Source organism: Methylobacterium sp. 1030 (assembly GCF_040544715.1).
Taxonomy (GTDB): Bacteria; Pseudomonadota; Alphaproteobacteria; order Rhizobiales; family Beijerinckiaceae; genus Methylobacterium.
This window is the reverse complement of record NZ_JBEPKM010000008.1, coordinates 287,984-310,654: the sequence shown is the minus strand read 5'-3', so window position 1 is coordinate 310,654 and position 22,671 is coordinate 287,984. Positions and strand designations below refer to the sequence as shown.

Genomic DNA, 22,671 nt, shown 5'->3' with positions numbered 1-22,671 from the left:
GCGGAACGCCCTCACGCCGCGCTCGCCTCCGGATGCGCCGCGTCCCACTCGCGCAGGGCCTGGGCGTCGCGGGGCGTCACGTCCGGGTAGTCCGGGTCGCTGCCCACCTCCGGGCTGACCCGCCAGGAGCGGGCACATTTGCGACCCGCGGCCGGGCTCGGCACCACCGCCACGCCGCGTACCTCGTCGAGGCGGAAGGCCTCGGCCGGGCCCTCGCCCGCCACAACGGCGATGTCCGAGGTGATGCAGGTATCGGCGAAGTCGCAGCCCTCGAGCGCCGCGAGAAGCTCCGGATCCGCCACGTAGACCGTCGGCGCCGCCTCCAGGCTCGCGCCGATGCGCTTGGCCGCGCGCTCGATCTCCAGGGCGCCGGTGACCACCCGCCGCACCCGCCGGATTTTTTGCCAGCGCTCCGCGAGGGGGGCGTCGAGCCAGTCAGCCGGGGTCTCCGGCAGGGTCTGGAGATGCACCGAGCCGTCCTCGGACGGGTAGCGGTCGAGCCACGCCTCCTCGGCGGTGAAGGCGAGCACCGGGGCGAGCCAGATCGTCACCCGGCGGAAGGCCTCGTCGATCACCTGCAGCGCCGACCGCCGGCGGACCGAGGACACGGGATCGCAGTACAGGGCGTCCTTGCGCACGTCGAAGTAGAAGGACGACAGGTCGCCGGTCATGAAGCCGTTGAGCAGCGCCACCACCCGCTTGGTGTCGAACGCCGCGTAGGCCTCGCGGATCTCGCCGTCGAGCTCGGCGAGCCGGTGCAGGATCAGCCGCTCCAGCTCCGGCATGTCGGCGTAGGCCACGTCGTCGCCCTGGACTCGGTGGGCCAGCGAGCCCAGCATCCAGCGCAGGGAATTCCTGAGCTTCCGGTAGGTCTCCGCGAAAGTCTTGATGATCTCCGGGCCGATGCGCAGGTCATCTGTGTAGTCGGAGGCGGCGACCCACAGGCGCAGGATGTCGGCGCCCGAATCCTTGATGACGCTCTGCGGTGCGACGACGTTGCCCTTCGACTTCGACATCTTCAGGCCCTTGCCGTCGAGCACGAAGCCGTGGGTCAGGACGATGTCGTAGGGCGCCCGGCCGCGGGTGCCGGCGGATTCGAGCAGCGAGGACTGGAACCAGCCGCGGTGCTGGTCGGAGCCCTCCAGGTACATGACCCGGTCCTGCCCGCCGTCGCGGACGCGCTTCACCCCAGAAAGCCCCGGGAAGGCCTCCGGATCGTCGAGCACGAAGGCGTGGGTCGAGCCCGAATCGAACCAGACGTCGAGGACGTCGGTGACCTTCTCGTAGGCGGCCGGGTCGTGGTCGGGCGCCAGGAAGCGCTGCGCGGCGTCGTCCCGGAACCACGCGTCGGCGCCCTCGGCCGCGAAGGCGTCGCGGATGCGGGCGTTGACGGCGTCGTCCTTCAGGATCTCGGCGGTGTCGCGGTGGACGAAGACGGTGATCGGAACGCCCCAGGCGCGCTGGCGCGAGACCACCCAGTCCGGCCGGTTGGCGACCATGCCGGTGATGCGGTTCTTGCCTTGCGTCGGCACCCACTGGGTGTCGTCGATGCCCTGGAGCGCTACCTCGCGCAGCGTCCGGTTGCCCAGCGAATCCACCGGCCGGTCCATGGCGATGAACCATTGCGGCGTGTTGCGGAAGATCACCGGCTTCTTGGACCGCCAGGAATGCGGGTACTGGTGGCGCAGCACCCCGCGGGCGATCAGCGCCCCGGCCTCCGTCAGCGCGGCGATGACCGCCTTGTTGGCGTCGCCCTTCTCGCCCTTGGCGGTGAGCACGCGGGTGCCGGTAAAGCCCGGAGCGGCCTCCGTGAGCACGCTGTCGGCGTCGACCGTGTAGGGGATGGTCGCGTCGATGCCGCGCTCGCGCAGCAGCCGGCCGCTCGCCATCCAGAGCTCGAAATCCTCGCGGCCGTGGCTCGGCGCCGTGTGGACGAAGCCCGTGCCGGACTCGTCGGTGACGTGGTCGCCGTCGAGCATCGGCACGGCGAAGCCGTAGCCGAGCTTCGCCAGCGGGTGGTCCAGGGTCAGGCCGGCGAGCGTCGACGGGCTCACGTCGGCGACGCGCGCGAACGCCTCGACCCGGGCGGCTTTGAACACCGTGGCGGCGAGGCTGTCGGCGAGCAGGTAGGTCTGGCCGGGCACCGCCCAGTTGTCGGCCGGCGCCTCCGTGACCCGGTACAGGCCGTAGGCAATTTTTTTGGAGAACGCGACGGCGCGGTTGCCCGGGATCGTCCACGGAGTGGTCGTCCAGATCACCACCCGCGCCTGCGCGAGATCGCCCTCGGCGCCGGACCGGATCGGAAACGCGCAAAAAATCGTGTCGCTGACGTGCTCCTCGTACTCGACCTCGGCTTCGGCCAGCGCGGTCTTCTCGACCACCGACCACATCACCGGCTTGGAGCCGCGATAGAGCTGGCCGCTCATCGAGAACTTCATCAGCTCGTCGGCGATCACGGCCTCGGCGGGGAACGCCATGGTGGCGTAGGGATGGTCCCAGTCGCCGGTGACGCCGAGCCGCTTGAACTCCTCGCGCTGCACGTCGAGCCACTGGGCCGCGAAGGTCCGGCATTCCTGCCGGAACTCGATCACCGGCACGTCGTCCTTGTTGCGGCCCTTGGCGCGGTACTGCTCCTCGATCTTCCACTCGATCGGCAGGCCGTGGCAGTCCCAGCCCGGGACGTAGTTGGCGTCGAAGCCGAGCGCGGTCTGCGAGCGGACCACCACGTCCTTGAGGATCTTGTTGAGCGCCGTGCCGATGTGGATGTTGCCGTTGGCGTAGGGCGGCCCGTCGTGGAGCACGAATTTCGGCCGGCCCTGGCCGCGGGCGCGCAGCTTGCCGTAGAGGTCCATCCGCTTCCAGCGCTCGATGAACAGCGGCTCGCGCACCGGCAGGCCAGCGCGCATCGGGAACTCGGTCTGCGGCAGGAACAGGGTCTTGGAATAGTCGCGGGCGGGCGCGGTCTCGGGGGCGGTCATCGGATCTCGCATCGGCGGTCGGGCCGGCAGCGTCGGGCCGGCGGAATCGGGTCGGGCGGCAGGAGGATCCCGGACCTCCGCGCGGCCGCGCTGGAGCGGGCCCTCAGGCGGAGGCCGGGCCGGTAATTCGGATCGGGCGGCCGGGGCCGCGCAGGGCGCGCGAAGCGTGCATGACGGGTTCTCTACCAGCCGCCCCGGCCGGAGGCCAGCGGCAGCGCGGATCACGCGCCCGTGACCGCGGATGGGACCAATCGGCGTCTGAACCGTTGACCGACACACCCTCCGCCCGCCGCGGCGGCGCGGAGCCGATTCGGACAGACATCCGGGAGTAGCCCCATGAAGAAGCTTCTGATCGCGACCCTCGCCCTCGCGCCGCTGGCCTACGCGGGCGCCGCGGAGGCCCAGGGCACGGCGCGCGGCGCCCAGCGCGGCGTCGAGGACGGCACGGCCGCGGCCGGCCCCGTGGGCGGGGTCGTCGGCGGCGCGGTCGGCGCGGCGACCGGCACCGTCGGCGGCGTGCTCGGCACCGATCCGGACCCGGCCCGCCGGGCGCGCGAGAACCGCCGCGAGGAGCGGATGGAGCGCCAGGAGCGCCTCGGCCGCTGACAGGGTCCCGTAACAGGGTCCGGCCGGTCGCCTCAGGCGGCCGGCCGCGCCTCCCGGCGGATCGTCTCCTGCGCCAGGAGGTACAGGCCGGAGCCGACGACGATCATGGCGCCCGCCACGGTCCAGCGGCTCGGAACGTCGCCGAACAGCAGGAAGCCGAGCGTCACCGACCACAGCAGCTGCGTGTAGATGAACGGCGCCAGCACGTTGGCCGGGGCCCGGGCATGGGCCATCACCAGCAGCCAGTGGCCCAGCGTTCCGAACAGCGCGACCCCGAACAGCAGCGCCCAGTGGGTCAGGCTCGCCGGGCTCGTCCAGATCCACGGTAGGAGCGGGGCCATCAGCGCGAGTCCCGCGAGGCCCGTGTAGAACATGGTCGTGGCGGTCGAGTCGTAGGCCGCGAGCTTGCGCGTGATGATCGCGTAGAAGGCGTAGACCACCACGTTGGCGACGCAGAGCAGCGCGGCCGGATGCATGCCGCCGGCGCCCGGCCGCACGATCACCAGCACGCCCAGGAAGCCGACGCCGATCGCCGCCAGCCGCGCCCGCGACGACCACTCGCCGAGCAGCGGCCCGGCGAGCAGCGCCACGGTGAGCGGCGCGGCGAACTGGATCGAGATCGTCTCGGCGAGCTGCAGGTAGCGCAGGGCCAGGAAGTTGAGCGCCGTGGAGGCGAAGAGCAGCAGGGAGCGCGCGATCTGCAGCGGCAGGCGCCGGCTCTTCACGACGCCCGGCGTGCGTACCGGGTTGATGAACAGCGAGATCATGGCGACGCTCGCCGCGTAGCGCATGAAGGTGGTGACCAGGGGATCGACGCCGGCCCGGGCCAGGGTCTTGCCGCAGGCGTCGAGGCTCGCGAAGAAGGCGACGGCCCCGCACATCAGGGCGATGCCGACGATCCGCCGGCGGCCGGCGAGGTCGGCCTCCGGAGCGGCGCGCGGCGCGGCGCTGTCGTCGGGGACGGAGGTCGCGACCTGCGTGCTCATGCCTGACCAATCTCGGTAGAGGCCGAAATCCCTGCCACGCCCGGTGCCGTGCGGGTACCGGCCGGCGCGCAGGGGAACCATGCAGCCGGCACGGTCGCCCGCGACGGCGGCGGCTCAGCGCTTCGCCGCGACCTTCTCGGCAACGGGGGCCTTCTCGGCGGAGGCCGTCTTGGTGGCGGCCTTGGCGAGCTTCGGCTTGGGCGGCGTCGCGCCGGCGATCAGGGCGGCGAGGTGCGACTGGTCGAGCCCCGCGGCGGCGCGCGCGGGCGCAGCGGGAACAGGCGCCGCCGCGGCGACCGGCGCGGGCGCCAGCGCGGCGGCCCGTTCGACCCGGCGCGGCTCGATGGAGCCGGTCGCGGCGGGCTCGGCGAGGCTCGCCGTCGCGGCCGCGGGGGCGGCGGACTCGCGCTGGACCCGGAGGGTCCAGTGCGCGGCGGTGGAGAGCGCGGCGATGCCGAGAATCGCCTTGATGCCGCTGGTGAGCAGGGCTCGCATGGTCGTCAGGCCCGAGAGAACGCGGTTACGCGGAACCGGATCCCCGGCCCGGACGCATCATCGCGCGGGAGCGTGAACGAAGCCGCAACGGCCCCGTGCGCCCCTGTCCCGGAACGGGTCAGGGACCCGCGCCCGCGACCCGTCTCGCGGGCGGAATCGGGTGGGAAATCATGTGGGCCATGCGCCGGACCCGCGGTTCCTGTTCCCCGCGCTCCCGACACTCCTGCAGCGACTCGGCCCACTGAGCCTCACAGGAACGGCCCAGAGAACTGGTCCGGACCGTCCCGTCACTGCCGACCCCGCCGCCATGCAGGCCCGAGCGGGCTCGCGAAACCTTCAGGCGCATCGGCCGCTGGGGACAGCCCGTGTAGAGGGTGACAGCCGAGCCGGCAACAGAGGCGGGGCCGTTTCCGGGACCCCGCGGCGATCAGTGCTCCGCCGCGGGCGCGACGAAGCGCATCAGCGCGGCGATCTCGTCCGCGCCGTCCTCCGCGGCGAGGCGCCGGTAGAGCGCGGCGTAGCCGGAGAAGACCTGCCGCCCGGCCGCGTCGGGCCCGAGGAACCCGGCGATCTCCTCCATCTCGGGCGCCCAGCGATAGGCCTTCGGCACCATGTCGGGCAGCCCCCTGGCGAACCGGGCCAGCAGCGACGGCTCGTTCTCGGCGAGCTCGGCCAGCAGCGCTTCCCCGGCGCCGGCGCGCTCGGCGGCGCCGATCACGAGCGCGGCGAGCGCCGTCAGGCCCTTGTTGAGGCCGGCATAGCTCATCTTGAGGCTGGAGGCGGCGCCGACCGCGCCGGGGCAGACGCGCAGGTCGAGGCCGAGGTCGCGCAGGACCAGGGCCGGGGCCGTCTCGGGACCCGAGACGTAGACGCGCGGCCCCTTGGCGCCGGGCTTCGGCGGCAGGCCCAGGATCGCGCCGTCGAGGAATGGCGCGCCGGTGGCCGCGACGATCCCGGCGACGCGCCCGACCGTCTCCGGGCTGACGGCGTTGGCGTCGATGTAGACCGGCTTGCGCGGGGCCGCCGCCAGGGCGGGCGCGAGCCGGCGGGCCAGCGCCTCCGCGTCGGCGGGCGGCACGATGGAGAGCAGGAGATCGGCGGCGGCGAGCTCGCCGTCCCCGGCATGCGCCATGCCGGCGGCCGCGGCCCGGGCGCGGCTCGCCGCCCCGCGCCCGTCCAGGGAGGTCAGTACCCGGGCGCCGTGCCCGGCGAGCCGGGCCCCGACGGCGCTGCCCATGGCGCCCGGGGCGATCACCGCGATCGTGGGCACGGGACGCCTCCGGGACCTCGGGGCCGCTACCGCAGCGAGCCGCAGAAGCGCTGGATGCGCCGGCAGGCCTCCTCCAGCACCGCGTTCGACGTCGCGTAGGAGATGCGCAGGTTCGGGCCGAGGCCGAAGGCCGAGCCGTGGACCGCCGCCACGCCCTCGGCCTGGAGCAGCTCCATGACGAAGTCCTCGTCGGTCTCGATGGTCTTGCCGGCCTCGGTCCGCTTGCCGATCAGCGCCGCGCAGGACGGGTAGACGTAGAACGCGCCCTCCGGCGTCGGGCAGGTCAGCCCGTTGGTCTGGTTGAGCATCGACACGACGAGGTCGCGCCGGCCCTGGAAGGCGGCCCGGAACGTGGCGAGGTGGTCCTGCGGCCCGTCGAGGGCGGCCACCGCCGCCCACTGCGCGATCGTGCTGGCGCCGGAGGTCTGCTGGCCCTGGACGAAGTCCATCGCCTTAATGAGCGCTTCCGGCCCGGCCGCGTAGCCGATGCGCCAGCCGGTCATGGCGTAGCCCTTCGAGACGCCGTTCATCGTCAGCGTCCGCTCGATCAGCTGCGGCTCGACCTGGGCCGGCGTGACGAACGCGAAGTCGCCGTAGGTGAGGTGCTCGTAGATGTCGTCGGTGAGGATGTGCACGTCCGGGTAGCGGAGCAGCACGTCGGTGAGCGCCTTCATCTCGGCGCGGGAATAGGCGGCGCCCGACGGGTTCGACGGCGAGTTGAGGACGATCCACTTGGTCTTCGGGGTCAGGACCCGGTCGAGCTCCTCGGCCTGGAGCTTGAAGCCGTTGGCCATGTCGGTGTCGGCGAAGACCGGCGTGCCGCCGCACAGCCCGACCATCTCCGGGTAGGACACCCAGTAGGGGCGGGGGATCACCACCTCGTCACCGGGGTTCAGCGTGGCGAGGAACGCGTTGTACAGCACCTGCTTGCCGCCGGTGCCCACGATGGTCTGCGAGACCTTGTAGTCGAGCCCGTTCTCGCGCTTGAACTTCCGCACGATCGCCTCGCGCAGGGGCACGATGCCGGAGACCGGCGGGTAGCGGGTCTCGTTCCGGTGGATCGCCGCGATGGCGGCCTGCTTGATGTGCTCGGGCGTGTCGAAGTCGGGCTCACCCACCGACAGGCTGATGACGTCGACGCCGGAGGCCTTCAGGTCCCTGGCCTTCTGGGTCATCACGATGGTCGCGGACGGCTTCACCCGCGAGAGGACGTCGGCGAGGAGAGCCATGGCGTGCGGTGCTCCGGATTTTTGCGGTCAGGCGCCGCTTCCCCGCGGCGCGGCGGACCCTAGGCCCGGGACGCTGAGCCGGCAAGCGCGAGACGCCGCGGCGGCGCGCGGGAGCGACGTTTCTGCTATGATCCTCGGAATCGGGACGGAACGAGAGGCCCTGCCGATGGGCGAGACGATCAGCATCACCCTGGCACCGGACACGCTCCGCGCCGTGCGGGAGAGCGTCGAGGCCGGTGAGTACGCTTCGGTGGACGCGCTGCTCGACGAGGCCGTGCACGCCCTGCAACGCCAGCGACGCGAGGATGCCGAGCGTCTCGATGACATCCGCGCCCGCATCCGGCGTTCCCTGGACGATCCGCGGCCGGATCTGAGCATCGAAGAGGTTCAAGAGGATCTCGACAGGATGTTCGCTGAAGCGCGGCACGACACCCGCCGTGCGTAGACTGCCTGTCGCGTTTCGCCCTCAAGCGCAGGCCGATCTGGCCGGCATCTTCCGAACGGTCTTGCAGCGGAGTCAGAACGTCGCGACGGCGCAGCGCTTCACGCAGCGGATCAAGGATCGGTGCGACCGAATCGGCCACGCACCGCATGCGGGCCGACCCCGTGACGATCTCTTGGAAGGCTTGCGAACGGTGGCGTTCGAGAGATCGGCTGTGATCGCCTATCGCGTGGAACGTGGATCCGTGAGGATCCTCAATATCTTCTATGGCGGCCGCGATTTCGAGGCGGTCTATCCAGGCGATACCACGGAAGAAGCTCAGGAGCCCCCGTCCTGACGAACTGCCCTCGCACCGGCCGGCCCAGACCCCCATCTCACCCGGCATGACCCCGCTCTCCGTCCTCGACCTCTCCTTCGTCAGCGCCGACTCGACCCCGGCGCGGGCGCTGCACGACACGCTGGCCCTCGCCCGCCACGTCGATAACCTCGGCTACCGGCGCTACTGGCTCGCCGAGCACCACGCCCTGCCCAACGTGGCGAGCCCGGCGCCCGAGATCATGATCGGCCAGATCGCCGCCGCGACCCGCAACATCCGGGTCGGCTCGGGCGGCATCATGCTGCCGAACCACGCGCCGCTGATGGTGGCCGAGCGCTTCCGGGTGCTGGAGGCCCTGTTCCCGGGCCGGATCGACCTGGGTCTCGGGCGCGCGCCCGGCACCGACGGCCTCACCGCGCGGGCGCTGCGCCGCCGGGAAGCGCCGGGGGAGGGCGGGGACGACTTCCTCGACCGCCTGCAGGAGCTGCTGTTCTGGGACGGCGGCTTTCCGGAGGGGCACCCGTTCGCGCGGATCGAGGCGAGCCCCGCGGGGGTGCCGCTGCCGCCGATCTTCCTGCTCGGCTCCTCCGACTACAGCGCCCGCCTCGCTGGCGAGATCGGCTGCGGCTTCGGCTTCGCGCAGCACTTCTCCGGGATGCCCGCGGAGCCGCCGATGCTGGACTACCGGACCCGGTTCCGGCCGACGCGGCTCGGCGCGAAGCCCCACGCGATCCTGGCGGTGGCGGCGATCTGCGCCGCCACGGACGCGGAGGCCGAGCGCCTCGCCTCCAGCGCGCGGCTCGCGACGCTGCGGCGGGAGCGCGGCGAGTACCGGCCTCTGCCGAGCCTCGCCGAGGCGCTGGACTACCCGTATTCCGACGGCGAGCGGGTGCAGATCGAGCGCGGCCGCGACCGCCTGCACGTGGGCGGCCCCGAGACCCTGCGGGCCCGGCTCGCCGACATGGTCGCGCGCACGCAGGCCGACGAGCTGATGATCGTCTCGGCGATCCCCGACCAGGCGGCGCGCCACGACTCCTACGCGCTGCTGGCGCGGGCCTGGGGACTCGGCGCCGCCTCACAGGCGGCCTGAGCCGTCACTCGCCCCCGCCGCGGGCGCTGGCGGCGGCGAGGCCGGCCGTGCAGGCTCCCCCCGGTTCACGCCCGCGACCAGACGGGCCGACCGGAGGAGAGGCAGCATGGGCAACCGACGCGAATTCCTGACCGCCACGGCCGCGGGCCTCGCCGCCGCCGCCGCGGCGCCGGCCCGGGCCGCCGAGGAGCGCACGGCGGCTCCGAAATCCACGCCGGCGGGGGCGCCGCCCTTCGGCATGCCCCGCGACATGGTCCTCCTCAACATGCGCCGCGGCGACGGCTACGCCCTGGGCGTGAAGACGAAGGACGGCGTTCTCGACGTCGAGGCCGCCGGCCGGGCGCTCGGGATGCCGGTCCCCGCCGACATGGACGACCTTCTCCAGAACGGGCGCGGCCCGGCCCTGCGCGCCCTGATCGACGCGGTCGAGGCCGCGCCCGACGGGCGCTTCGTGCTGGCGGAAGCCGACGTCGCCTACGCGCCGGTGGTCACGCGGCCCGAGAAGATCATCATGATGGGCTTCAACTACCGCCACCACGCGGAGGAGACCGGCACGCCGATCCCCAAGGACCCGCCGCTGTTCAACAAGTACAACAACGCCCTGAACCACCACGGCGGCACGATCGCGCTGCCGACTCAGGCGGCGCGGGAATTCGACTACGAGACCGAGCTGGTGATGGTGTTCGGCCGCGAGTGCCGGAACGTGTCCGAGGCGGACGCCCTCGATTATCTCGCCGGCTACTGCACGGGCAACGATTTCAGCGCCCGGGACCTCCAGACGCTGACCTCGCAGTTCATGATCGCAAGACCTCGGACGGGTTCGCGCCGCTCGGCCCCTACCTGGTGACCGCCGACCGGGTGAAGGACCCGAACAACCTCAAGCTCAAGACGCTGGTCAACGGCCGGGTGCGCCAGGACTGGAGCACCGACGACATGATCTTCAACTGCCGCCAGCTGATCAGCTTCGCGTCGAGGGTGATGACCCTGAAGCCGGGGGACATCTTCTACACCGGGACCCCGCAGGGGGTGATCTTCGGCGAGAAGATCCCGCGCAAGGACCGCGCGTGGCTGAAACCCGGCGACGAGGTCGTGTCCGAGCTGGAAGGGCTCGGTGAGCTGCGCTTCAGGCTGGTCTGATCCGTCGTCCGAGCGGTGCGACCCGCACCGTCATCACGAGCGCAGCGACGTGACCCAGGGCAGCGCGACGGCAGGTGTCGTCGCGCCGGCCGGATCGCTTCGCTCCGCTCGCGAGGACGGCACTGTCGCAGCCATCACCCGTGAACGGCCCGGGTGCTGGGACCGTCCTCAGCGCCCGAACAGGCGACCGAGACGGGCGAGGAAGCCGCCCCCGTCCGCGGGCTTCGCACCGGGCGTCGCCGCCTGCGCGGCCCCCGCCTTCGGCGCCAGGACCAGCCCGAGGGCCGCCGTATCGGTGGTCTCGCGGTCGATCAGGATCAGGCTGCCGGTCTCGCGGTTCTCCGCGTACGGGTCCACCGCCACCGGCCGGTCGAAGCGCAGGCTCACGTCGGCGATGTCGTTCGCCGACAGGCGCTCGGCCGGGCCGGGCCTGCCGGTCTCGGGATCGATCCGCGAGGCGATCCGCTCCACGGTCGCGGTGACCGTGGCGGTGCCGATCTTGGCGAGCAGGCTCGCGCCCGGGCTGAGATCGGTCTCGGCCGCCCAGAACAGGCGCGCGTCGAGGGTCTCGGTGACCCGCATCGGCGCGTCGGTGGCCACGATCACCTGCCCGCGGGAGGCGTCGATCTGGTCGGCCAGCACCAGGGTCACCGACTCGTCCTCGCCGGCCTCGGGCAGGTCGCCGTCGGCGGTGTAGATCCGCGCCACCGTGGAGGTCCGGCCGGAGGGCTGGACCGTCACCGAATCGCCCGGCCGCACCCGGCCGCTGGCGATCCGGCCGCTGTAGCCGCGGAACTCGGAATTGGGCCGGTTGACCCACTGCACCGCCATCCGGAACGGCGCGTTCAGTGCCTCCGCGCGGACCGGCACGGTCTCGAGGTAGTGGAGCAGGGTGCCGCCCGTGTACCAGGGCGCCGCGACGCCCGCGTCCACGACGTTGTCGCCGTTCTTGGCCGAGAGCGGGATCGCCTTGACCTCGGAGAAATTCAGCCCGCGGGCGAAGTCCGAGAACCCCGACACGATGCCGTCGAAGGTGCCCTGCGCCCAGCCGGCGAGGTCCATCTTGTTCACCGCCAGCACGACGCGGCGGATCCCGAGATTCGACACGAGCAGCGCGTGGCGCCGCGTCTGCCGGGTCAGGCCCTGGCGGGCGTCGACCAGGATCACCGCCACGTCCGCCGTCGAGGCGCCGGTGGCCATGTTGCGGGTGTACTGCTCGTGGCCGGGGGTGTCGGCCACGATGAAGGAGCGCTTGTCGGTGGAGAAGAACCGGTAGGCGACGTCGATGGTGATGCCCTGCTCGCGCTCGGCCTGAAGGCCGTCGACGAGCAGCGCGAGGTCCATCTCCTGCCCCTGCGTCCCGTGCTTGCGCGAGTCGCGCTGGAGCGCCGAGATCTGGTCGTCGAAGATCTGCTTGGTGTCGTGCAGGAGCCGCCCGATCAGGGTCGACTTGCCGTCATCCACCGAGCCGCAGGCGATGAAGCGCAGCACCGCCTTGTTGCGGTGGGCCGTCAGGAACGCCGCGTAGCCGGAGGCCCGGTCGGTGAAGGCCGTGGGAGCCTGGTGGAGCGTCATCAGAAATAGCCCTCCTGCTTCTTGCGCTCCATGGCGCCGGCCCCGTCCTTGTCGATCACCCGGCCCTGCCGCTCCGAGGTGCGCGCCGCCAGCGTCTCGCCGATGATCTCGGGCAACGAGGCCGCGTCGCTCTCCACCGCGCCGGTGAGCGGGTAGCAGCCGAGCGTCCGGAAGCGCACGAGGCGCTGCTGCGGGGTCTCGCCCGGCGCGAGCGGCAGGCGCTCGTCGTCGACCATGATGAGCTGGCCCTCGCGCTCGACGACCGGCCGCTCCTTAGCGAAGTAGAGCGGCACGATCGGAATGTTTTCCTGCTCGATGTAGAGCCAGATGTCGAGCTCGGTCCAGTTCGACAGCGGGAAGACGCGCAGGGACTCGCCGCGCTTCTTCTTGAGATTGTAGAGGTGCCAGGGCTCGGCGCGCTGGCGCTTCGGGTCCCAGCGGTGCTGCGCGGTGCGCAGGGAGATGATCCGCTCCTTGGCGCGGCTCGCCTCCTCGTCGCGGCGGGCGCCGCCGAAGGCCGCGTCGAACTTGTGCTTGTCTAGCGCCTGCCGCAGGGCCTGCGTCTTCATCACGTCGGTGTGCACCTCGGAGCCGTGGCTCACCGGCCCGACACCGCGGGCGAGCCCGTCCGGGTTGGTGTGGACCAGGAGGTCGAGGCCGAGCTCCTTCGCGCGGGCGTCGCGGAAGGCGATCATCTCGCGGAACTTCCATGTCGTGTCGACGTGGAGCAGCGGGAACGGCAGCCGCCCGGGCGCGAAGGCCTTGAGGGCGAGGTGCAGCAGCACCGACGAATCCTTGCCGATCGAGTAGAGCATCACCGGGTTCTCGGTCTCGGCGACCGTCTCCCGGAAGATGTGGATGCTCTCGGCCTCCAGCCGCTTGAGATGGCTGAGGCGGTCGGCGGCGGTCGGTGCGGGCGTGGGGGCGCTCGGCTGCACGGCGGCGAGGGCGGCGCTCATCGGGCGAACTCCGGCTGGCGGGCTGTCTGATTCGGGGTGGTCTCGAAGGCGGCGGGCTCGAGGATCGCGGGCTCTTGGCCCGGCTGCACGGCCGCACCGGGGCGTCCGACGTGCAGGCCGCACTCCTTCTTGTCTTCCTGCTCCCACCACCAGCGGCCGGCCCGCTCGGGCTCGCCGAGCTTCACGGCGCGGGTGCAGGGGGCGCAGCCGATCGACGGGAAGCCGCGATCGTGCAGGACGTTGTAGGGCACGAAATTGTCGCGCACGAAGCGGTCGACCTGCTCCCGCGACCAGTCGGCCAGCGGGTTCAGCTTGATCAGGCCGCGCTCCGCGTCGAAGGCGGCGAGCGGCGTCTCGGCGCGGTTGGCCGACTGGCCGGCCCGCAGCCCGGTGAGCCAGCCGCTCGCGCCGGCGAGCGCGCGGCCGAGCGGCTCGACTTTGCGGAAGCCGCAGCAGGCCTGACGGGCCGCCACCGAGCGCCGGAAGCCGTTGATGCCCTCGCTCCGCACGAAATCCTCGGCGGCCGCGCGTTCGGGGGCGTAGGCGGTGATTCGGATGCCGTAGGCCGACTCGGTCTCGGTCCACGTGTCGTAGGTCTCGGCGAAGAGGCGGCCGGTATCGAGGGTGACGATCTCGACGCGACCCTTCGCGAGGCCCGCCATGGCCAGCGCGTGGGTGAGCGCCTGGTCCTCGACGCCGAGGCTCGTCGTGAAGACGAGGCGGCCGGGGATCTCGGCGGCGATCAGGTGGAGGCGGCCTGGAAGGTCGAGCCCGGACAGCCGCTCCGCGAGGGAGTCGGCCGCCTGTCGGTCCGGACGGGTCATCGCGCCATGTCCCGGGGTTCGCGTGGTGGAAAGGCCACGGCCAGCGCCGTGCCTGTTGTCGAACGGTCGAAATGTTCGCTATACCGAACGAAGTCAAGGCGCCCCGGCGCGCTTGGCGGGGTCGGACCGGCGGTTCGGCGTGCGGTTGCGCACAGCTTCCGGCGCGGGCAGCATGGGCCCGAGGTAAAAGATTCTTCTCACTGGTCCCGGTAGACACGTATATGCGCTCGCGCCCCGCGCGCGGCGGAAGCCCACGGAGACAGCTTTGGACGCGATCGATCTGAAGATTCTCGCCCTGCTGCAGACGGACGCCACGCTCTCCATCGCGGCGATCGGCGAGCGCGTGGGCCTGTCCCAGACGCCGTGCTGGAAGCGCATCCAGAAGCTGGAGGCCGACGGGGTCATCGACCGGCGCGTGGCGGTGCTCGATCCGGTGAAGCTCGGCCTCGGGCTGACCGTGTTCGTCTCCATCGAGACCGCGGACCATTCCCAGGAGTGGCTGCAGCGCTTCGCCGCAACCGTCTCGGCCATGCCGGAGGTGCTCGAGTTCTACCGGATGGCCGGCGACGTGGACTACATGCTGCGGGTCGTCGTCGCCGACATGCAGGCCTATGACAGCTTCTACAAGCACCTCATCGCGGTGCTGCCGCTCAAGAACGTCACCTCCCGCTTCGCGATGGAGAAGGTGAAATCCACCACGGCCCTGCCGCTGCCGGCGCCCCCGAAGAACGGGCGGCACCTGCCGGGGACGGCCCCCGTCCTCGCCGTGGTTGGAGAATGATATTCTCTTTTTTCGCAGTGCAGCGAACGTGATGTCCTATACGCCACCCGTTCTGCAAAACGAACGTTTCTCGATTGACACCGGCCGCGCCGGCCCCGACATGGTCCCGTGATGTCCCGCCAGAATCTCCTCCCGCGCACCGCCCCGTTCGGGGACGGCGAGCGCGCCAGCCTCGACGCGGTGCTCGGCACCGCGAGCCCCACGCAGCGCGCCTGGCTCGCCGGCTTCCTGGCGGGCCTCGACGCCGCGGGCGGCCAGCCGGCCGCGGTACCGGCCGCCCCGCCCAAGGCCGCCGCGCCGCTGACGGTGATCTACGCCAGCGAATCGGGGAACTCCGAGGCGCTCGCCGGCAACGTCGCCAAGCTCGCGCGCAAGCAGGGCTTCAAGCCGAAGGTGGTGGACTTCGCCGACCTCGACGTCGCGACCCTGCCCAAGGCCGGCAAGCTGATCGCCATCGCGGCCACCTGGGGCGAGGGCGAGCCGCCGGCCCGGGCCGTGCGGGCCTACGGCGAGCTGATGGGGGAGGGCGCCCCGCGCCTCGACGGCGTCGAGTTCGCGGTCCTGTCGCTCGGCGACACGTCCTACGCGGAGTTCTGCGCCATCGGGAAGGCGCTCGACGCGCGCTTCGAGGCGCTCGGCGCCAAGCGCGCCGCCGAGCGGGCCGACCTCGACCTCGATTTCGAGAAGCCCGCCGCCGACTGGATCAAGGGCGCGCTGAAGGCGCTCGCCCCGGCCGAGCAGCCCGACAACGTCGTGGCGGTGGACTTCGCCCGCGCCGGCGCCGGCGAGGACGACGACGCCGAGCCGAGCCGCGAGCCCGTCGTGGTCGAGGTCGTCGAGCACGTGAACCTCAACTCGTCGCGCTCCGACAAGGAGACGATCCACCTCGCGCTCGCCTTCGAGGACGGCGCGCCGGCCTACGAGCCCGGCGATTCGCTGGAGATCTATCCCGAGAACGACCCGCAGCTCGTGGACGAGATCCTGAACGCCGCCGGGCTCTCCGGCGACGAGGCCCTGCGCACGGCTCTGCTCGCCGAGCGGGACATCACCACGCTCTCGGCCGCCACGATCGAGCGCTTCGTGAAGGCGACCGGCCACGCGGAGGCGCAGACGCTCATCGACAGCGGCGAGGCCAAGGCCTGGATCGAGGGCCGCCACCTGATCGACCTGCTGGAGACCTACCCGGCGAAGCTCACGGCCGATCACATCGGCACCATCACCCGGCCGTTGCCGCCGCGGGCCTACTCGATCGCCTCCTCGCGCAAGGAGGTGGGCGACGAGGTCCACCTCGCGATCGCGGCGGTGCGCTACGAGACCCACGGCCGCGCCCGCTCGGGCGTCGCCTCGGTCCACGTCGCCGACCGCATCCGCGACGGCGCCAAGCTGCGGGTGCGGCTGAAGCCGAACCGCCACTTCCGCCTGCCGCAGGATCCGGCCACCGACATCATCATGGTCGGGCCGGGCACCGGCGTCGCGCCGTTCCGCGCCTTCGTGCAGGAGCGCCGCGCAGTGGAGGCCCCGGGGCGGTCGTGGCTGTTCTTCGGCGACCGGCACTTCACCCACGACTTCCTGTACCAGCTCGAGTGGCAGGACGCCCTGGAGGACGGGTCGCTCACGAAGATCGACGTGGCCTTCTCGCGGGACCAGCCGGAGAAGGTCTACGTGCAGGACCGGATCACCCAGCACGCGCAGGAGTTGGTCTCCTGGCTGGACGGGGGCGCGCATCTCTACGTCTGCGGCGATGCCAAGGCCATGGCCAAGGACGTGCGCGCCGCCGTGGTGGGCGCGTACCAGAGCGCGAAGGGCCTCAGCGCCGCCGAAGCCGAGGCGCAGGTCGCGGCGCTGGAGCGCAGCCACCGCTACCAGCAGGACGTTTACTGAGGACACACCGCTCCCCGCACCGCGGGGGGCCTTCAACGAGATGCGGCAGAGACAGGCGGGACGCAGGTCCCCGCTCCCGGGCGGGAGAGGGACAGGGTGAGGGATCAGGTCTTTCCGGAGAGGGCGCACCCCTCACGCCGACCCGCTCCCGCACGGGAGAGGGGGCGGGTCGCGGATCCGGTTCCAGTCCTGCACCGGCTTCGCTCCGCTCGCCACCTCCCGATCGGGGAGGAAGACGCGTTCAGACAGACGGATTCACCCCATGGACGACCACAGCCCCCGCGACGCCGCCGAGACCCCGGCCCCCGGCCCGATCACCGCCCCGGCCAAGCGCGTCTACGAGACCCCGCCGACCGCGCGCCCGATCACGGACGCCGAGGCCGCGCGCGCGGAGAAACTCGCCGCGAACGAGCACATCAAGATCGCCAGCGGCTACCTCCGCGGCACCCTGGCGGACGGCCTCCTGAAGCACGCCACCGGGGCGATCTCGGAGGATGACGGGCAGCTCGTGAAGTTCCACGGGATGTACCTGCAGGACGACCGCGACCTGCGCCCCGAGCGGACCAAGAAGAAGCTCGACAAGGCCTACAGCTTCATGATCCGCCTGCGCATCGCCGGCGGCGTCATCACCCCGAAGCAGTGGCTGATCCTCGACGACATCGCCCGGACCTACGCGGGCGGGGCGCTGCGCGCGACCACGCGCCAGACCTTCCAGTACCACGGCGTGATCAAGTCGAACCTGAAGCGCACGATGGCCGCCATCGACGGCGCGCTGCTCGACACGATCGCGGCCTGCGGCGACGTCAACCGCAACGTCATGGCGGCGACGAACCCCGCTCAGACCGGCGCCCACAAGGCCGCCTACCAGCTCGCCAAGGACATCTCCGACTCGCTGCTGCCCAAGACCAGCGCGTGGCGGGAGATCTGGCTCGACGGCGAGCGCGTGGTCGGCGGCGAGGAGGAGGCCGAGGTCGAGCCGGTCTACGGCCGGACCTACCTGCCGCGGAAGTTCAAGACCGTCGTGGCGGTGCCGCCCTCCAACGAGGTCGACATCTTCGCCCACGACCTCGGCTTCATCGCGATCCTCGACAAGAAGAACCAGGTCACCGGCTGGAACGTGACGGTGGGCGGCGGCATGGGCATGACCCACGGCGAGCCCGACACCTTCCCGCGCACCGCCGACGTGATGGGCTTCGTGAAGCCCGAGGACGCCCTGAAGGTCGCCGAGGCGGTGATGACCGTCCAGCGCGACTGGGGCAACCGCAAGAACCGCAAGAACGCCCGGCTCAAGTACACGATCGAGCGCTACGGCCTCGACGCCTTCCGGGCCGAGGTCGAGAAGCGCGCCGGCAAGAAGCTCGGCGCGCCCAAGCCCTTCACCTTCACGGGCAACGGCGACCGCTACGGCTGGGTCGAGGGCGACGACGGCCGCCACCACCTGACCCTCTACGTGCCCTCGGGCCGGATCAAGGACATCGCGGGCGGCGCGCAGTTCCTCTCGGGCCTGCGCCGCATCGCCGAGGTGCATCAGGGCAATTTCCGCCTCACCGGCAACCAGAACGTCATCATCGCCAACGTCCCGGCCGAGAAGCGCGCCGAGATCGACGCGCTGGTCGACGAGTACGGCCTGACCCGGGGCGCGAGCGCGCTGCGGCGCAGCTCGATCGCCTGCGTGGCCCTGCCGACCTGCGGCCTCGCGCTCGCCGAGAGCGAGCGCTACCTGCCGGACCTGATGACCGAGCTGGAGGAGAGCCTCGCGTCCCACGGGCTCGCCGAGGAGGAGATCACGATCCGCTCCACCGGCTGCCCGAACGGCTGCGCCCGGCCGTTCATCTCGGAGATCGGCCTCGTCGGCCGCGGCCCCGAGCGCTACCACCTCTACCTGGGCGCCGCCCACGACGGCTCGCGGCTCAGCAAGCTCTACCGGGAGGACGTGGCGGCCTCCGAGATCCGCGACACCCTCGACCCGCTCTTCGCCGACTACGCGAAGGGCCGGCAGCCGGGCGAGCATTTCGGCGACTACCTGATCCGCGCCGGCCACGTGGCGCGGACCACCAACGGCCCGGACTTCCACGAGCGGACCGGCGCCCTCAAGCCGGCCACGCTCGGCTGATGAAAGGCCGCGCGCGTCCGGGACGGCGCTTCCGGACGCGCCGGGACCGCGAGGCCGCGGCGGCAGGGTCGCGGGCAGGGTTGCGGAATGCGGGTCGCGGCCCGGCCCCGCCCTGACCGGAGCCGCGCGCCGATCCCGGGCGGCCGGGCCGCGGCGCGAGGGATCCGAGCCCCGGAGGAACTCCCCGCCCATGCGTGGATCCGGACGGCCGTTCCGAGATAACCGGAACCGCCGCCGGAGACCCGGCCGCGCTCGCGCCGGCACGCCCGGTAGATCCCCGCCCTCGCATATCCCCGTCCCAGCGGTGCGCTGTCGTCGCAACCCATCGCCCCCGATGAGAATGAACGTTCATTGACATGAGAATGAACGTTCATTATAAGGGTGGGGCAAACAGGAGCGCGCGATGGCTCTCACACTCGAAGGCCGCTGGTCCGATCTCGATGCCGAGCGTTTCGGCGCCCGCGGCCCGGGCGCCCTCGCCCTCGTCCGCGCCGTCTGCACCCCCGCCAACCTGACCTTCGGCGCCGTCCTGGCCCTCGCCTGGCTGGCCCTGATCAACTGGACGGGCGCCGGCCCGGACGGCTGGCAGGCCCGGATCTGCGCGGACCTGCATCAGGGACCGCAATCCTGCGCCGTCGCCAGCCTGGGCAAGGACCAGAGCCGCGTCGCCCCGGTCGCCGTCACGGCGCAGCCGGGATCGTGACCGTCGCGGCGGACAGGGCGGCGGAGGCCCGCGGCAACCCGTCCGCCCGGCGCGAGCACATCCTCGACGCCGCCGAGACCTGCTTCGCGCGCAACGGCTTCCATCGCACCACCATGCAGGACCTCGCCCGCGAGGCCGCGATGAGTCCGGGCAACTTCTACCGCTACTTCGAATCCAAGGAGGCCCTGGTCCTCGGGCTGGTGGAGCGCGAGCGCGAGCGCGGCACGCTCCTGGTCGCCGAGATGGAGGGCAGCGGCGATCCGCGCGGGACGTTGCTGGGCATCATCGCCCGCTACTTCGCGTCGATCACCCGCGAGGCCGCGACCCTGCGGGTGGAGATCTGGTCGGAATCGACCCGCAACCCGGACATCGCCGCCATGACGGCGCGGACCGAGGCGGAGAGCCGCGACTGGTTCGTGGCGACCCTGGCGGCGCTCGCCACCGCGCCGGGATGCGATCCGGCCGGGCTCTACGCCCTGCTCGCGCCGCTGATGAAGGGGATCGTCGTCGGCCGGGCCGCGCTGCCCGACTACGACGTCGCCGCGGCGATCGCCCAGCTCCACGCGCTCCTCGACGCCGGGCTCGACGGTCGCCTGCCGGCCCCGCCGCTCGCAGGCCGACACGCCGGCCGCTGATCCCGGCACCGCCGCCGCCGCGCCCTCGGGACGCACCGGCGGCGCGCCGGTCGAACCGCCATCGACGATCGCGCGTCGGACACGGCGCGCGGTACGCCGGCCGGTCCGCGTTTCCCCCCTCGCGCGGGCCGGCCGGCCGTTCTCCCGGGCGATCCCGCGCGATCACGCCCGGTCCCCTGACAGACGCGACGGCGTGAGTCGGCCCGCGGCCCGGGATTCAGCCGGTTGCGAAGGGCACGCATTACACACTCTGTAGTTGGCATCTTTGAATGATTTCAAAGCATTGCCCCTCAAAGCGTGCCTTCCGCGCCACATCCGGGCAGAGGATGCGCGCGTCACCCGCGGCTTTCCCGATCGGCGTTGAGAAACGACGGCGTTTGCACTCTAGAAACACCGCACCGCGTCGATACGTCGCTCTTGAGAACGATTTTAAATCATGCCCGCCGCCCGGATCGACGTCGTCGATCGCATCAAATACTGCCGGTCGCGCCTGAATATCTGCAGCACCGGACTCGCGACGTCGCTCCTCCTGCTCGCGCCGACAGAGATCCGCGCGCAATCCGACCCGGCCGCCGACGAGGTCGTGCTCTCCGAACTCAGCGTTGCGGGCACGGGCCCGGTCAGCGAGCGGGCCGACGGTCCCGTCACCGGCTATCGGGCGACGCGCTCGGCGACCGCCACGCGCACCGACACGCCGGTGCGCGACTCGCCGCAATCGATCAACGTCGTGTCCCGCTCGGTGATCACCGACCAGCAGGATCTGCGGCTCACCGATGCCGTGACCAACGTCAGCAACGTGGTTCTCGGCAGCACGGTGCAGGGACGGTCGCAGAACTACCTGATCCGCGGCTTCTCCACCCAGGTCTTCGCCGTCGACGGCGTGCTGGTCGACCCGGCCATCAACTTCTACCCGGTCACACGGGACCTCGTGGACGCCGAGCGCGTCGAGGTGATCAAGGGCCCGGCCTCCGTGCTGTTCGGCCGGGGCGATCCCGGCGGCGTCATCAACATCGTGACCCGCCGGCCCACCTTCGAGCCCACGGCCGACGCGAGCGTGCAGGGCGGCAGCTTCGGCTTCCGGCGGTTCCAGGGCTCCGTGTCGAGCGCGCTGCCCGCCGTCGAGGGCCTCGCCGCGCGTCTCAGCTTCGCCGCCCAGGAGGATCCGACCTTCCGCAATTACGGTGGCGACACCAACCGGCGCGTCTTCGTGGCGCCGGCCTTCAGCTGGACGCCGAGCGCCGACACCCGGGTCTACGTGAACTCGGAATTCACCAACCAGCACACCCAGTACGACGAGGGGCTGGTGGCCTTCCGCGGCCGCGTCCCGCTCGACAACATCGGCCGGTTCTACGGTGAGCCGTCCTCGCGCTACTTCGGCGCGTTCAACACGATCACCATGCGCGCCGAGCACGACGTCAACGAGAACCTGACGCTCCGGCAGGTCATCGCCGGGCAATGGGGCACGTTCGACGTGTTCGCCGCCCGTGCCCTATCGGTCAACAATGCCGGCACGCTGCTGAGCCGGCGCGAAGCCACGGTCAATTCGCGCTTCGCCGCGGTCGACAGCCAGACCGAGGCCGTGATGAAGTTCGACACCTTCGGCTTCGCCCATACGGCGCTCCTCGGGTTCGAGTACTCGAACGGCTTCCGCCACGCCTTCTCCCAGCAGGGCAACCTCGCCCCGGTCAGCTTCCTCAACCCGATGTTCGGCGCGGCCTTCCAGCCGCTCCAGTTCCAGGCCGACCTGAAGCAGAAGCTGGAAGTGTTCGGGCTCTACGTCCAGGACCAGATCGTGCTGGCGCCGGGCCTGCAGCTCGTCGTCGGCGCCCGGTTCGATCTCGGCAGCCAGTACTATTTCAACCGCCAGCCGGCCTCGCGGACCCAGCCGCCCGAGCAGACCCTGTTCGGCGCCTCGCCGCGGGTCGGGCTGATCTACCGGCCGTTCGAGCCGCTGACCTTCTACGCGAGCTACGCCACGTCGTTCCTGCCGCAGACCGCCAGCGTGCTGAACGTGGCGAGCCCCCCGCCCAGCACGGGCGAGCAGGTCGAGGCCGGCACCCGGGTCGATCTCACGCCCGGCCTGACCCTGAGCGCGGCCGCCTTCCAGATCGTCCGGGACAACGTCGCGGCCACCGACCCGCGCAATCCGACCTTCTCCGTCATCACCGGCCAGCAGCGGTCGCGGGGTGTCGAGGCCGACCTGGCCGGCGAGATCCTGCCCGGCTGGAGCATCATCGGCAGTGTCGGCCTGATCGACGCGCGGATCACCAAGGACACGACCTTCGCGGTCGGCAACCGGCTCACCGGCGTGCCGGTGTTCAGCGGCAGCCTGTGGACGACCTACGCGTTCCAGGACGGCCCGCTGCGCGGGCTCGGGCTCGGCTTCGGCGTCACCCATGTCGGCCGACGCTACGGCGACCTCGACAACAGCTTCACCGTGGGCGCCTACAACCGGCTCGACGCGCTCGTGTACTACGATTTCGACGCCCACTGGCGCCTGTCGGTGAACATGCGCAACCTGACGAACGCGCGCTACATCGAGGCGCCGACCAACGCGACCAACAACACCCCCGGGGCGCCGTTCACGGTGCTGGCGACGATCACCGCCCGGCTCTGACGGGCGGGCCGCATCGCCCGAGCGGCCGGGCCCG

General features: G+C 71.6%; 20 protein-coding genes. 12 read left to right on the top strand and 8 right to left on the bottom strand.

Translation table 11 applies throughout. From position 1 onward, the window contains the following. Positions 1-11: 11 nt before the first annotated feature. Positions 12-2,978, bottom strand: coding sequence for an isoleucine--tRNA ligase (ileS, locus tag ABIC30_RS14175; RefSeq protein ID WP_020093177.1), 2,967 nt, complete (start codon positions 2,976-2,978; stop codon positions 12-14). Between the two features lie 336 nt (positions 2,979-3,314). On the opposite strand from ileS, the gene ABIC30_RS14170 reads away from it, so the two are divergent. Further along, on the top strand, positions 3,315-3,584 hold the full coding sequence (locus ABIC30_RS14170; protein WP_012318778.1) for a hypothetical protein: 270 nt from the start codon (positions 3,315-3,317) through the stop codon (positions 3,582-3,584). 32 nt (positions 3,585-3,616) lie between these two features. Here ABIC30_RS14170 and ABIC30_RS14165 read toward each other — a convergent pair whose 3' ends face one another. From ABIC30_RS14165 to ABIC30_RS14150, 4 genes are all read right to left on the bottom strand, one after another. Next, on the bottom strand, positions 3,617-4,570 hold the full coding sequence (locus ABIC30_RS14165; protein ID WP_020093178.1) for a DMT family transporter: 954 nt from the start codon (positions 4,568-4,570) through the stop codon (positions 3,617-3,619). Positions 4,571-4,684: 114 nt separating this feature from the next. Continuing rightward, positions 4,685-5,065 (bottom strand): hypothetical protein, encoded by a 381-nt coding sequence (locus tag ABIC30_RS14160; RefSeq protein ID WP_354455509.1) that lies wholly within the window; start codon positions 5,063-5,065, stop codon positions 4,685-4,687. A gap of 427 nt (positions 5,066-5,492) precedes the next feature. Continuing rightward, positions 5,493-6,335 carry an NAD(P)-dependent oxidoreductase gene (locus tag ABIC30_RS14155; protein ID WP_020093180.1) on the bottom strand — a complete coding sequence of 281 codons (843 nt, stop codon included), beginning with the start codon at positions 6,333-6,335 and terminating at the stop codon, positions 5,493-5,495. A gap of 26 nt (positions 6,336-6,361) precedes the next feature. Then, a complete protein-coding gene (locus tag ABIC30_RS14150; protein ID WP_020093181.1) occupies positions 6,362-7,564 on the bottom strand; it encodes a pyridoxal phosphate-dependent aminotransferase in 1,203 nt (400 codons plus the stop codon). Between the two features lie 166 nt (positions 7,565-7,730). Between ABIC30_RS14150 and ABIC30_RS14145 the strand changes: the two genes are divergently transcribed. The 5 genes from ABIC30_RS14145 to ABIC30_RS14125 all read left to right on the top strand — a co-directional run bounded on the left by ABIC30_RS14145 (position 7,731) and on the right by ABIC30_RS14125 (position 10,549). After that, positions 7,731-8,009, top strand: coding sequence for a ribbon-helix-helix domain-containing protein (locus ABIC30_RS14145; protein WP_326491885.1), 279 nt, complete (start codon positions 7,731-7,733; stop codon positions 8,007-8,009). Next, positions 8,002-8,343 (top strand): type II toxin-antitoxin system RelE/ParE family toxin, encoded by a 342-nt coding sequence (locus ABIC30_RS14140; protein ID WP_026604932.1) that lies wholly within the window; start codon positions 8,002-8,004, stop codon positions 8,341-8,343. The genes ABIC30_RS14145 and ABIC30_RS14140 overlap by 8 nt, the downstream gene beginning before the upstream one ends. 46 nt (positions 8,344-8,389) lie before the next feature. Beyond that, the gene (locus tag ABIC30_RS14135; RefSeq protein ID WP_020093183.1) at positions 8,390-9,412 is read left to right on the top strand and encodes an LLM class flavin-dependent oxidoreductase; all 1,023 of its coding nucleotides are present in this window, start codon (positions 8,390-8,392) and stop codon (positions 9,410-9,412) included. A gap of 106 nt (positions 9,413-9,518) precedes the next feature. Further along, positions 9,519-10,259, top strand: a complete 741-nt coding sequence (locus ABIC30_RS14130; protein WP_326491886.1) for a fumarylacetoacetate hydrolase family protein — start codon at positions 9,519-9,521, stop codon at positions 10,257-10,259. Then, complete coding sequence (locus ABIC30_RS14125) at positions 10,256-10,549, top strand: fumarylacetoacetate hydrolase family protein (protein ID WP_326491887.1); 294 nt, start codon at positions 10,256-10,258, stop codon at positions 10,547-10,549. The genes ABIC30_RS14130 and ABIC30_RS14125 overlap by 4 nt, the downstream gene beginning before the upstream one ends. 168 nt (positions 10,550-10,717) lie before the next feature. Here the strand turns inward: ABIC30_RS14125 and cysN are convergent, their stop codons facing one another. Genes cysN through ABIC30_RS14110 form a run of 3 tightly spaced genes read right to left on the bottom strand, consistent with a single transcriptional unit; the run spans position 10,718 to position 13,907 of the window. Further along, positions 10,718-12,124, bottom strand: coding sequence for a sulfate adenylyltransferase subunit CysN (gene cysN / locus ABIC30_RS14120; protein WP_020093184.1), 1,407 nt, complete (start codon positions 12,122-12,124; stop codon positions 10,718-10,720). Further along, positions 12,124-13,083 carry a sulfate adenylyltransferase subunit CysD gene (gene cysD / locus ABIC30_RS14115; protein ID WP_020093185.1) on the bottom strand — a complete coding sequence of 320 codons (960 nt, stop codon included), beginning with the start codon at positions 13,081-13,083 and terminating at the stop codon, positions 12,124-12,126. Before cysD ends, cysN begins: the two co-directional genes overlap by 1 nt. Further along, complete coding sequence (locus ABIC30_RS14110) at positions 13,080-13,907, bottom strand: phosphoadenylyl-sulfate reductase (RefSeq protein ID WP_020093186.1); 828 nt, start codon at positions 13,905-13,907, stop codon at positions 13,080-13,082. Before ABIC30_RS14110 ends, cysD begins: the two co-directional genes overlap by 4 nt. Before the next feature lie 265 nt (positions 13,908-14,172). Between ABIC30_RS14110 and ABIC30_RS14105 the strand changes: the two genes are divergently transcribed. The 6 genes from ABIC30_RS14105 to ABIC30_RS14080 all read left to right on the top strand — a co-directional run bounded on the left by ABIC30_RS14105 (position 14,173) and on the right by ABIC30_RS14080 (position 22,637). Next, the gene (locus ABIC30_RS14105) at positions 14,173-14,688 is read left to right on the top strand and encodes an Lrp/AsnC family transcriptional regulator (protein WP_010686224.1); all 516 of its coding nucleotides are present in this window, start codon (positions 14,173-14,175) and stop codon (positions 14,686-14,688) included. A gap of 111 nt (positions 14,689-14,799) precedes the next feature. Then, entirely contained in the window at positions 14,800-16,569 is a 1,770-nt protein-coding gene (locus ABIC30_RS14100) for a diflavin oxidoreductase (protein ID WP_020093187.1), read from the top strand. 262 nt (positions 16,570-16,831) lie between these two features. Beyond that, positions 16,832-18,682, top strand: coding sequence for an NADPH-dependent assimilatory sulfite reductase hemoprotein subunit (locus ABIC30_RS14095; RefSeq protein WP_354455503.1), 1,851 nt, complete (start codon positions 16,832-16,834; stop codon positions 18,680-18,682). A gap of 403 nt (positions 18,683-19,085) precedes the next feature. Continuing rightward, positions 19,086-19,385, top strand: coding sequence for a hypothetical protein (locus ABIC30_RS14090; protein ID WP_020093189.1), 300 nt, complete (start codon positions 19,086-19,088; stop codon positions 19,383-19,385). Next, positions 19,382-20,020, top strand: coding sequence for a TetR/AcrR family transcriptional regulator (locus ABIC30_RS14085; RefSeq protein ID WP_020093190.1), 639 nt, complete (start codon positions 19,382-19,384; stop codon positions 20,018-20,020). Before ABIC30_RS14090 ends, ABIC30_RS14085 begins: the two co-directional genes overlap by 4 nt. Positions 20,021-20,456: 436 nt before the next feature. Next, positions 20,457-22,637, top strand: coding sequence for a TonB-dependent siderophore receptor (locus tag ABIC30_RS14080; protein ID WP_020093191.1), 2,181 nt, complete (start codon positions 20,457-20,459; stop codon positions 22,635-22,637). Positions 22,638-22,671 lie beyond the last annotated feature (34 nt).

Bases quoted from the DNA above. Each gene is read 5' to 3' on its own strand.
- ABIC30_RS14145 (WP_326491885.1), top strand. From the start codon at position 7,731: ATGGGCGAGACGATCAGCATCACCCTGGCACCGGACACGCTCCGCGCC.
- ABIC30_RS14150 (WP_020093181.1), bottom strand. From the start codon at position 7,564: ATGGCTCTCCTCGCCGACGTCCTCTCGCGGGTGAAGCCGTCCGCGACC.
- cysD (WP_020093185.1), bottom strand. From the start codon at position 13,083: ATGAGCGCCGCCCTCGCCGCCGTGCAGCCGAGCGCCCCCACGCCCGCA.
- ABIC30_RS14135 (WP_020093183.1), top strand. From the start codon at position 8,390: ATGACCCCGCTCTCCGTCCTCGACCTCTCCTTCGTCAGCGCCGACTCG.
- ABIC30_RS14110 (WP_020093186.1), bottom strand. From the start codon at position 13,907: ATGACCCGTCCGGACCGACAGGCGGCCGACTCCCTCGCGGAGCGGCTG.
- ABIC30_RS14100 (WP_020093187.1), top strand. From the start codon at position 14,800: ATGTCCCGCCAGAATCTCCTCCCGCGCACCGCCCCGTTCGGGGACGGC.
- ABIC30_RS14130 (WP_326491886.1), top strand. From the start codon at position 9,519: ATGGGCAACCGACGCGAATTCCTGACCGCCACGGCCGCGGGCCTCGCC.
- ileS (WP_020093177.1), bottom strand. From the start codon at position 2,978: ATGACCGCCCCCGAGACCGCGCCCGCCCGCGACTATTCCAAGACCCTG.
- ABIC30_RS14165 (WP_020093178.1), bottom strand. From the start codon at position 4,570: ATGAGCACGCAGGTCGCGACCTCCGTCCCCGACGACAGCGCCGCGCCG.
- ABIC30_RS14090 (WP_020093189.1), top strand. From the start codon at position 19,086: ATGGCTCTCACACTCGAAGGCCGCTGGTCCGATCTCGATGCCGAGCGT.
- cysN (WP_020093184.1), bottom strand. From the start codon at position 12,124: ATGACGCTCCACCAGGCTCCCACGGCCTTCACCGACCGGGCCTCCGGC.
- ABIC30_RS14080 (WP_020093191.1), top strand. From the start codon at position 20,457: ATGCCCGCCGCCCGGATCGACGTCGTCGATCGCATCAAATACTGCCGG.
- ABIC30_RS14095 (WP_354455503.1), top strand. From the start codon at position 16,832: ATGGACGACCACAGCCCCCGCGACGCCGCCGAGACCCCGGCCCCCGGC.
- ABIC30_RS14160 (WP_354455509.1), bottom strand. From the start codon at position 5,065: ATGCGAGCCCTGCTCACCAGCGGCATCAAGGCGATTCTCGGCATCGCC.
- ABIC30_RS14170 (WP_012318778.1), top strand. From the start codon at position 3,315: ATGAAGAAGCTTCTGATCGCGACCCTCGCCCTCGCGCCGCTGGCCTAC.